Annotated in this window: 6 protein-coding genes and 1 pseudogene; 4 read left to right on the top strand and 3 right to left on the bottom strand. The window is 53.4% G+C overall.

Going from position 1 to position 9875, the window contains the following annotated elements:
- The first annotated feature begins 63 nt into the window (after window positions 1–63).
- Window positions 64–3621 carry a homocysteine S-methyltransferase family protein gene (locus tag RBR60_RS05300; RefSeq protein WP_320354841.1) on the top strand — a complete coding sequence of 1186 codons (3558 nt, stop codon included), beginning with the start codon at window positions 64–66 and terminating at the stop codon, window positions 3619–3621.
- Here the strand turns inward: RBR60_RS05300 and RBR60_RS05305 are convergent.
- The 3 genes and pseudogenes from RBR60_RS05305 to RBR60_RS05320 form a co-directional block, all read right to left on the bottom strand.
- Entirely contained in the window at window positions 3600–5390 is a 1791-nt protein-coding gene (locus RBR60_RS05305) for a methyl-accepting chemotaxis protein (protein WP_320354842.1), read from the bottom strand. The two genes, RBR60_RS05300 and RBR60_RS05305, sit on opposite strands and share 22 nt — an antisense overlap.
- 239 nt (window positions 5391–5629) lie before the next feature.
- A pseudogene (locus RBR60_RS05315) lies at window positions 5630–6435 on the bottom strand (2-amino-3,7-dideoxy-D-threo-hept-6-ulosonate synthase).
- A 273-nt stretch (window positions 6436–6708) separates the two neighbouring features.
- Entirely contained in the window at window positions 6709–7608 is a 900-nt protein-coding gene (locus RBR60_RS05320) for a transporter (RefSeq protein WP_320354845.1), read from the bottom strand.
- A 531-nt stretch (window positions 7609–8139) separates the two neighbouring features.
- On the opposite strand from RBR60_RS05320, the gene RBR60_RS05325 reads away from it, so the two are divergent.
- From RBR60_RS05325 to RBR60_RS05335, 3 genes are all read left to right on the top strand, one after another.
- Complete coding sequence (locus RBR60_RS05325) at window positions 8140–8460, top strand: hypothetical protein (RefSeq protein WP_320354846.1); 321 nt, start codon at window positions 8140–8142, stop codon at window positions 8458–8460.
- A gap of 587 nt (window positions 8461–9047) precedes the next feature.
- A complete protein-coding gene (locus RBR60_RS05330) occupies window positions 9048–9320 on the top strand; it encodes a DUF485 domain-containing protein (RefSeq protein ID WP_320354847.1) in 273 nt (90 codons plus the stop codon).
- A 239-nt stretch (window positions 9321–9559) separates the two neighbouring features.
- Window positions 9560–9875, top strand: a 316-nt coding sequence (locus tag RBR60_RS05335) for a sodium:solute symporter family transporter (protein ID WP_413815450.1), incomplete at its 3' end; no start/stop codon positions are given.

Consider the following 9875-nt stretch of genomic DNA (forward strand, 5'->3'; position numbering starts at 1 on the left):
TGCCTCCGGATACAGAATTTTATTGTGAATGCCTATTTGCCCTGATGTGAAAAAAGGAAGACCATGACATTTCTTGAAGCCCTGAAATCCCACATCCTTGTTTTAGACGGTGCCATGGGTACCATGATCCAGAACCTTGGCCTGACCGCAGCGGATTTTGGCGGTGAATCCTATGAAATGCTCTCGGACATGCTGGTTTTTTCCAGACCTTCGGCCCTGCGGGATATTCATTTGGCCTATTTTGAGGCCGGAGCCCACGGGGTGGAGACCAACACCTTTGGCGCAAGCCCCTTGAGACTTCAGGAGTTTGATTTTTCGGATCTGGATACGGGGCTTTTTGAGAATATCCCCGAAGGCATTCTTCTGAACCGCCTTTCTCCGGAAGAGATGGCCTACTGGATGAGCCGCGAGGGCGCTGCCATTGCCAAAGAAGCCAAGGAGCTGTTTGCGGCCTCTCCGGCCTATGATGGCAGGCCCCTTTTTGTGGTGGGCTCCCTCGGGCCTTCCAACTTTGTGCTTTCACCCACGGAGGCGGATCTGCACAGGGGAGACTGGGAAAGCATCGAGGAAAATTTCCGGGTGCAGGTTTCGGGTCTTGTGGATGGCGGGGTGGATGTGCTCCTCTTTGAGACCCAGCAGGATATGCTGGAGCTGAAGGCCGCCGTTTCCGGGGCCCAGAAGGCCATGAAGGAAAAGGGTGTGCGCCTGCCCATCATGTGCCAGGTGACGGTGGATGCCCACAGCCGTATGCAGATTTTCGGCACGGACATCCATTCCGTGATCATTACCCTGTCTGGCATCGGCATAGATGCCCTGGGCATCAACTGCTCCATCGGCCCGGATCTCATGGAGCCCACGGTGGCAAAACTTTCCCGTTTCAGTCCCCTTCCCATTTCCGTTTTGCCCAATGCGGGGCTTCCGGAAAACATTGGGGGCAGAACGGTCTTTCCCCAGTCGCCCGAGGATCTGGCCGGACATCTGGCAAGGTTCATGGATACCTACGGCATCAACATTGTGGGCGGATGCTGCGGCACCACCCCGGCCCATATCCGGGCTGTGGCCAAAGAGGCCGGAAAGCGGAAGCCCAAAGAGAGAAAGCCCGAAGGCGGGGTGTATCTCGCCGGGCCGCGAAGGGCCGTGCGCCTTGAAAGCGAGGCCCAGCTTATCCGCATCGGGGAAAGGCTCAACGTGCGGGGCTCCAAAAAGGTGAGGGATGCGGTGGAGCACGATGGCCCTCCGGACATGGATGCCCTGGAGGAAGTGGTGCGGGAGCAGCTGGAGGATCTGGGCTGTGAGGTGCTGGATGTGTGCATGGACTCCAACATTGTGGACACCAAAACCGTGCTGCCCCAGGTGATTCAGGGGGTGTGCGTGGATTTTCCGGGGGCGCTGTGCATCGATTCCTTTGATGCCGATGCCCTCATCGCTGCGGTGAAGGCCTATCCCGGCCGCCCGCTCATCAACTCCATTTCCATGGAGGGCCATGGGGAAGGCTCCAAGGCGGATTTTGTCTGCCGTCATACGGCCTTTCATCATCCTTTATATATTGCCCTGGCTGCGGATGATGAAGGTCCGGCCCAGACAAAGGAGCGCAAAAAAGCCATTGCCGACCGCCTGGTGGAAACGGCCTCTCTCTATGGTGTGGCCGCGGATCAGCTTCTCATCGACATCAATGCCTTTCCCATTGGTTCCGAGTCGGTGGAGGGCATGAACTTTGCCCTGGAATCCCTTGCTTCCATTCCCCTCATCAAGGCGGCCCATCCCGGTATCATGACCACCATCGGTGTCAGCAATCTCACCAACGGCCTTGCGAAAAAGCCCTATATGCGCCTGGTGCTCACCTCCGTCTTTCTTGATGAGGGCCGAAAGCGGGGGCTGGATGCAGCCATCGTGAATCCCAACCACTACGCCCCCGTGGAAAGTCTGGATGCCGGGGATTATGTCCTGGGCCTGAAGGTGGTGCTGGAGCGGGACATGGAGGCCTATGCCACGCTTGAGGACATTGCCGAGCGCAAGCAGGGCCGCAAGGTGGAAAAACGTTCTTCCTATGAGGGGCTTTCGCCTGCGGAGACCCTGAGGGAAAAGATCAAGGATGGTTTCAAAAAGCGGGAGCCGGGTGTGGTGTGCTGGAAGGGCCGGGACATTGCCTATCAGGACACCATTGTTCTGGATGCGGTGAAGGCTCTGGAGGATTTTCCGCCCCTTGTCCTCATCAGTGACTATCTCATGGATGCCATGAATGTGCTGGGCGAACGCTTTGCCGCAGGGGAGGCCTCTTTGCCCCATCTCCTGAAGGCCGCGGACGTGATGAAGGCTGTCATGGGCTTTCTTGAAAATGTCATGGCCGAAGGGGCGGTGCAGGAGGCCTTCAAGGCCACCATTGTCATGGGTACGGTATACCAGGACGTGCATTCCATCGGAAAGGATCTCACCAAAACGCTGCTGGAAAATTACGGCTTCCGGGTGATTGATCTTGGGGTACAGGTGCCGGTGGATGCCTTTGTGGAAACGGCCATCCGGGAAAAGGCCGATGCCATCGGCATGAGTGCCCTTCTTGTTCAGACGGCCAATCACATGATTACTGTGGTCAAACGCATGGATGAGCTGGGGCTTTCCATTCCGGTCTTTGTGGGCGGCGCACCCGTGAACCTCCGTCATGCCGCCACCGTTGCCCTGCGAGGGGGCGGAGATGTGGAAAAGATCAAGCCCGATGTTTTTTACTGCCAGACCGCCATGGACAGCGTGAACCTCATGGAGGGACTGGTGTCTTCAAGAAGGGAGGCGGTGATTGCGGAAAACCGGGAAAAGCTCCTTGGCGCATGGCAGGCAGGCCAGGAGAGGGCAAAGGAAAAATCCGGGCTTCTGGCCACCTTGCCACGGCGTACGCTTGATTTCGGAAACCATCCGGAAAGTCATTCTTTTGCGGCAGAAACCCTTTCCCCCCTGCTGAGGGAGATCGGCATCCACGAAAAAAGGCTTTTTGCCCTGAACTGGAAGATGGGAAAGGATCGAACGGACGGGGAGCATCTTTATGAGGTCTGGATGGAAAGGGCGCAGAGGGAAGGACTGATCCGGGCTTCAGGCCGCGTGGCCCTCTTTCCGGCCAACAGCGAGGGGCAGGATATTGTGCTCTTTGATCCGGAAAATCCGGAAAAAGAAGTGGCCCGCATCTTTACAGAAATGCAGACTGGCTCCGGCAAAAAGGATATTTTTTGTGTGGCGGACTTTGTAAGACCCCTTGGGGATGGAAAAAGGGACTGCGTGGGGCTTCAGATTGCCACGGCGGGGCGGGCATCTTCAGAAGCTGTGGAGGCCTTCAAGGCCGCAGGGGATACGGAAAGCGCCCATCTTCTTCAGGGGCTTTCCGACCGCGTTGCAGAAGATCTTGCGGGGCTTTTACACGAAAGACTGAAGGCCCTTTCCGGGCTGGATTCGGGGTGCCGTTATTCTCCGGGCTATCCCGGTATCCCTTTAGAGGAAAACGGGGTGCTGTATCGCCTTCTTGAGGCCGAAGAGCTGGGAATCACCCTGACGGAGGCGGGGGAATTTCATCCCACCTCCACCACGGCCGCTCTGGTGATTTTTCATAAGAATGCGGGTTACGCCAGCCCTGAGGTCTGAAGTCGGGGCAGGACGGAAAGCGAATATTCCATGGGGGCCGGGCATTCGGCCCCTTTTCCGTTGCAGGTGAAGGCAAGACTTGCGGCGAGGGCCTTGAGCTGCTCGGCCTGGGCATTCATCTCTTCGGATGCGGCTGCGGATTCTTCGGCATTGGCGGCGTTTTCACCTGTGGCTTTTTCTATGGCCTGGATATGGGTTGCAATGTGGGTGAGGCCTGAGGCATTTTCCCTGGCGTTTTCCTTCAGCTCCGCCACAATGGTGCTGACCCGGGTCATCTGTTCCTGAAGATTTTCCATCTGTGTGCGGGTCTCCCTGACTTTTTTCATGCCTTCTTCCACGTCCCTTACCGTGGTATGGATCAATTCCGCCGTATTTTTAGCCGACAGGGCGGATTTCATGGCAAGGCTGCGGACTTCTTCCGCAACCACGGCAAAGCCTGCTCCGGCTTCACCTGCCCGGGCGGCTTCGATTGCGGCGTTGAGGGAGAGCAGATTGGTCTGAAAGGCAATCTCATCAATGGTTTTGATGATTTTCACGGTATTCTGCCCTGCGGAGCGGATGCGTTCCATGGCGGAAACAAGACTTTCCATGGAGGTGTATGCGGATGCAAGGGTACTTCTGGCTTCCTTTGCATGAAGATTGCCCTCTTCAGTATGGTTTGCAACGGCGTGGGTGCGGACGCTGATTTCTTCCAGAGCGCGCGTTGCCGCCTGGCTGCTTTCCACCTGACGGTTGGCGCCGTCGGAAAGATTCTGGGCAGAGGCCGAAAGTTCGGAGGAAGCCTCGGCTACGTGGAGAGCGGTTTCATTGAGGGTCTGTATGCCTTGCTGGATCTGTCGGATCAGGGGACGGGTGAGGAGGAAGAGAAGAAAAGAGGCAGCGGCAAGGGCTGCGAGTGTCAGAAGGGCGGAGGAAAATCCGAGACGGTTGATCTCCGCAAGCAAGGTGGCCCTGGGAGCGGAGGCCACCAGGGTCCACTGTTGGTCCGGAATGTGGAAAAAACCGGCCATCTGTACGCCCTGCTCCGCACCATAGGCGGTTACCCCTTCTTTTTCTTTCCGCATATGTGTGAAAAAGGGTTCATCCTTCACACTGGTACTTAAAACCCTTTTTCTGTCCGGATGGACCAGTACCTTTCCTTGTTGATTGATAATCCAGAGGTAACCTTCGGATCCTACCCGCACGGGCGCAATGAAGCGCGCATCCATAACAGCCAGGCTGATGGCGCAAAGAGCAACGCCCGTAATCTTTCTCCCATGGCGCATGGGCGCGGAAATCACGAAAATGGCGTTCCCCGAGGCCATGGAGATGAGGGCGTCGGAAACAGCCACTTCTCCGCGTATGCTTGACTGAAAATAGGCACGACCGGAAATATCGATTCCCCTTTCATGGCTGCCATCGGAAGTGGCGATCACCTTGCCTGTGGCGTCTGCAAGGGCAATGAGTTCGTATTGTCCTTCCATGCTTTCCATGCTGGTCTTCAGGTAAGAGGCGCTTTGGAGAACGAGTTCCGGATTTTTTTCCCATTCAAGAAGCGTCCGAAGGAGGAGAGGGTTGATACTGTAGGTTTCCACATCTCCCCGTCTTTCCCCCACCCACTGGGAAATCTGGCTGGCAGTGCTGCGGGCGACAAAGGCCAGGTGTTCTTCGGTCTGGGAAATCATGGCGCTTCTTGCCAGGGCATAGGCAATGGCGGAAAGGCCGATGAGGGCCAGGGTGAAAAGAATGAGTGTGGGAACCATGAAGCGCTGGCGAAGGGAAAGGGACATGGCGGCCTCTTGGAATGAGGGGTCAGAGCGGAAAGAAAGAATTCACCCTGCTGCGGGCTGGAATTCTCCTTGCGGAAATCCGGAGTCTCGGGGGGGAAGGAAGGGCCTTAGATCTTGTTTTTCTTTGGGATTATAAAGGAATAAGGAGATAAAGGTAAAGCTTTTTTATTGCGGTGCAGGATAAGAGGACGGGCAGGATGGGGAGTGGCGAATCCCTCGTCCTGCCCGGATATCCGGATTCAGGGGTTGGGTGTGAGATGCCTTACCATGGCAAGGGCTGGATCCATCCCCTCGTTGACAATGCCATGGAGCGCACGGACCAGGGCTGTGGGATTTTCATGCTGAAAGACATTGCGGCCGAGGGAAAGACCCGCAGCACCCGCCTGCATGGCATCATAGGCCATCTTGAGAATCTGTGCGTCATTTTCCAATTTCGGGCCTCCTGCGATCACTACGGGAATACAGCAGGCTTCCACCACATGACGGAAGCTTTCCGGGCTGCCCGTATAGGGCACCTTGACCACGTCCGCCCCAGCTCTTCGCCTAAACGGGCGCAATGCTTGACCACATCCACATGGTGTTCGTTTTCAATGCGGGGACCTCTGGCGTAGACCATGGCGAGAACGGGCATCCCCCATTCATTGGCCCTTGTGGTGACATCTCCGAAATCCCGCAGCATGCTTCTTTCGTTCTCATCCCCCACATTGATGTGCACGGAAACGCCGTCTGCACCAAGGCGCAGGCCATCTTCCACGGTGGCGACCAGGGTTTTGGTATTGGAAAAAGGAGACAGGCTGGTGCTGGCGGAGAGGTGAAGAATAAGGCCGATGTCCCGGCCGTGGCCTCTGTGGGTGCGTCGGGGAAGGCCTTTGTGCATGAGCACGGCATTTGCGCCGCCCTCGGCCACTCGGTTGACCGCATTTCTTAAGTCAATTACTCCGGGGATGGGGCCTACGGTCACGCCGTGGTCCATGGGGACAATGATGGTTTTTTTGGTGTTACGGTCGAAAATTCGTTCCAACCGAACCTGTTTGCCAAGCTGCATGGGAGACTCCTTGGGGGTGAGGCGGCAAAGGTCGGCGGAAAGGCATAAAAAAGGACCGCCGACTTTCGCCTGCGGTCCTTGTGGTTTTTTGTCTTATGGATCGTTTTTCAGACCCAGCCACTCCTCAAAGGACCCCAGGCGTTTTGAAACACGCCCAAAAAGCCCTGAAAGTAAAAAAAGGAAGTGGTGAGGATCATATTCATGAAGGCCTTATGGAATAAAATTCGGTTTCTGTCAATACTTTTTCCTGGGCTCCCCATGCAAGAGGGGACCCTAGAAGATGAAAAAGTAGCGCAATCCATACTGGTGCGTGAGAAAACCGCTTTCAATGTCCACATCCCGCCAGTACTGGACGAGGAGCTGCTGTTTGGGGGCGGGTCTGAAGCCCAGGGTCAGTTGGAGGGCGTGATTGTCCTTTTCATTTTTCTGTTTCACGCCTGCCACTTCAGTTTCACCTCCCTTTTCATAATAGTGTCCCAGAGAAAGCATGAAGGTGGGGGTGAAGTCGTAGGAAAAGTGGGTTTCCAGGCGGAAAAGGGGGTCCATTTTTTCCGTGGCGCTGGCGGCGCCGTAATTGTCATTGTCCGTGTAGAATTCAATGCTGGGAACAAGGTCAAGGTAAAAATTGCCAAAGCCTTTGGTGAGGGAGGCTTCAGTTTTAAAGGCCCAACGATTTTTTCCGAGGTTCAGGGGCCTGTATGCGTCATAATCGCCAAAAGGTGCCTGAAACCACTGGGAAAAGGCTACCCAGAATTTATTATCCGGATCGTTGATGGGCCAGATTCCGAAGAGTACGGTGGGATCCATGAGGCCTGAGGTGGAAAGCGTGGTATTGCCATAGGCAGGGCCACTTACGGAGACGCTACCAAAGGGGATCAGCGCCTGCACGGTAGTCATGATGCCTTTGATTTCTTTATAATAGACGGGCCTTAAAATTTGCAGATTGAGATTGTAATTGGCGTCCTGGGAATCGCGTTTACCTTCCTTGTAGCGTTCATTTCCCGTTCTGTGCCGCCCATAGATCAGAATGCCGGTGGTGCCGTCCGGCGGAGCCACATAGCCTTTGGCGTCCCCCGCCTGGACAGGCGCAGGCAGGGTGAAAGCCAGGCAGAGCAAAAGGGCCAGAGTAAGCCCGATGGAAGGGGTCAATGGTTTCAGGGAGCGGATGGGCATGGGTGGGTCCTTTCTTGTTGGTGGATGGTATAGGCAGACGAGTTGTCTGGTTTCGGTGATTTTTTTGGGAGGCCCTTGATGTGCAGGCCTCTTTTAAAAAAGGGTGAGTCTTTTGTTATTTTTCATAAACACTGTTTTTTTGCCCTGCACAGCCCTATGCAAACCCTGAGGGTGCAGGCAGATAAGATTATGAATATGCTTTCAGTGGACAATAAATATAAAATGCATAAAAATCCAGAAAAAATATAAAAAATGGCTGTGGCATGATTCATTTTTTTTAAAAGACAGGCCCAGTATTAATGGGTCTGTGTTTCGATATTGTCATGTTTGGATTTGTACTTTTCTTTTTTGTCGTTTTTTAAGATAGATGCTTGATGGGTCATTGATTTTTTTATATTTAAAATCAATGATTTTTCCTTTTTACTCTTCTGGAATGATACGTGACGGAATTGTTTTTGCTTAGGCAAGGTGGGATGCTTTTTTCATGACAGGAGGAATCGTACACGGAAGCGCGTGCAGAAGGAGGGGAATATGGATGTTTTTCCGGTGAGGATTTCGGTGGGGAACCAAAGGGAATATGTGCTTTCAGGCCGTATGCTGCGCATCTGGGCCGCCAGTACGGGATCTCGTTCTCTGGGGGATCTGGTGTTTTTTCTGAAGCTCTCTTCAGAAGAGCTCATGGGGGATGTGCTCAGCCTTTCTGCCCTGGGACTGATTCGCATGGGGCAGGAGCCCCTGGCCATGGAAGGAGGCAGGGATAGGAAGGAGGGGATGGAAAGGGATAGCGGGGGTGGAAAGCGGAGTGGGCAGAAGTACGGTGTCTATCGTGGAATAAAGATTGTGGATTTTTAACTGCCCACTTGACTGGATAGGTCTGGCAGAACGGAACTTGAAAAAGCAAAGTGCTTGACAAAGAAGGCGGGGAAACGTTAAAAACTCCGCTCATGGCATGCGTATATTCTGGTGCGGAGGTCTGCTGCGCATGGGCAGACGGCGCAAAAAATGAAAAGAATGCTGAAATTGATGCATTTTTGCGGGACCTGTGGGTCCAACCTGCTGGAAAAGCGTCTTGCCAGTTTTCGGGCTTGGGTGTATAGGGTATTTATTTGGATTATTATGTAAAAATGCAAAAAATCTGGTATTCCGGTTCTGGATCAGGCCCGATACGGTCGCATGGGCTCAGGAGGGGCGGCATAATGTGAAGGCTTGGGGAGTCGGGATTATTGGAGGGCTGGGTGGACGGGGGCAGGCGTTCTGCCATTGAAGGCTCTCATACGTTTTTGTGGTGTGATCTCTGCAGTGTCATGTTAGCCATGATGATACCGCATATTGTTTTTTTTTATCAAAATACAATATGCGCAGTGTTGTTTCCGGTATCATGGCATTGGGGAGTTATGGAGACTCTAAAACTAATATTTTTCTGAAGGAGGCAGATTCTTATGGGTGGACATGGACCAGCAACGGAGTGGGGCGAAGATCATGCATCGGACTATAAATCTAAGCTGGGTATCTACATGTTTTTTGTGTACGTGCTTGTCTATGCAGGGTTTATTGCTATCAATGTACTCAGTCCGAAAATGATGGAGGCCATTGTTTTTGCAGGGCTGAATCTGGCCATTGTGTATGGCGTTGGATTGATCTTGTTGGCTTTTATCATGGGGCTTGTTTACAACAAAATGTGTTCAAACAAAGAGGATGAACTGAATACTTAAGGGAGGTAGGATATGATGTGTCGTCTATCACCACTGGCCCTTTTGATTTTTTGCATCGTCTTTGCAGCCATGAATATTCTGATACCCAAAATATTGAAAGTCATGGAGCTTTCCAGCTTGAACATGTCTTTTCTGTATGGGGGATCTTTTGTGGTTTTGACCTGTATTCTTGTCGCTTACTATCTGTCTGTATGTAATGGAAAAAAAGACAACCAATTGAAAAAACAGGAGCAATTGTAATGATTTACAGTCCGTCACCCCTGGCTGTGGGGATTTTTGTAGCCTTTGTTCTTGCGGTTTTAGGGCTTTCTTCGTTTTTTGCTAAAAAAACAACCTCTGCTCAGGGGTACTTTGCTGCTGGCGGCAGCATCCATTGGGGTGTGAATGGCATTGCCTTTGCCGGTGATTACCTTTCTGCGGCCTCTTTCCTGGGTATCTGCGGCATGATCGCCTTTGATGGCTATGATGGATTTCTTTACTCCATCGGCTATCTTGCGGGCTGGGTCGTGGCCCTTTTCCTGGTTGCCGAACCCCTGAAGCGTTACGGCAAGTTTA

The sequence above is a fragment of the Desulfobotulus sp. genome, assembly GCF_034006065.1.
Classification (GTDB): Bacteria; Desulfobacterota; Desulfobacteria; order Desulfobacterales; family ASO4-4; genus Desulfobotulus.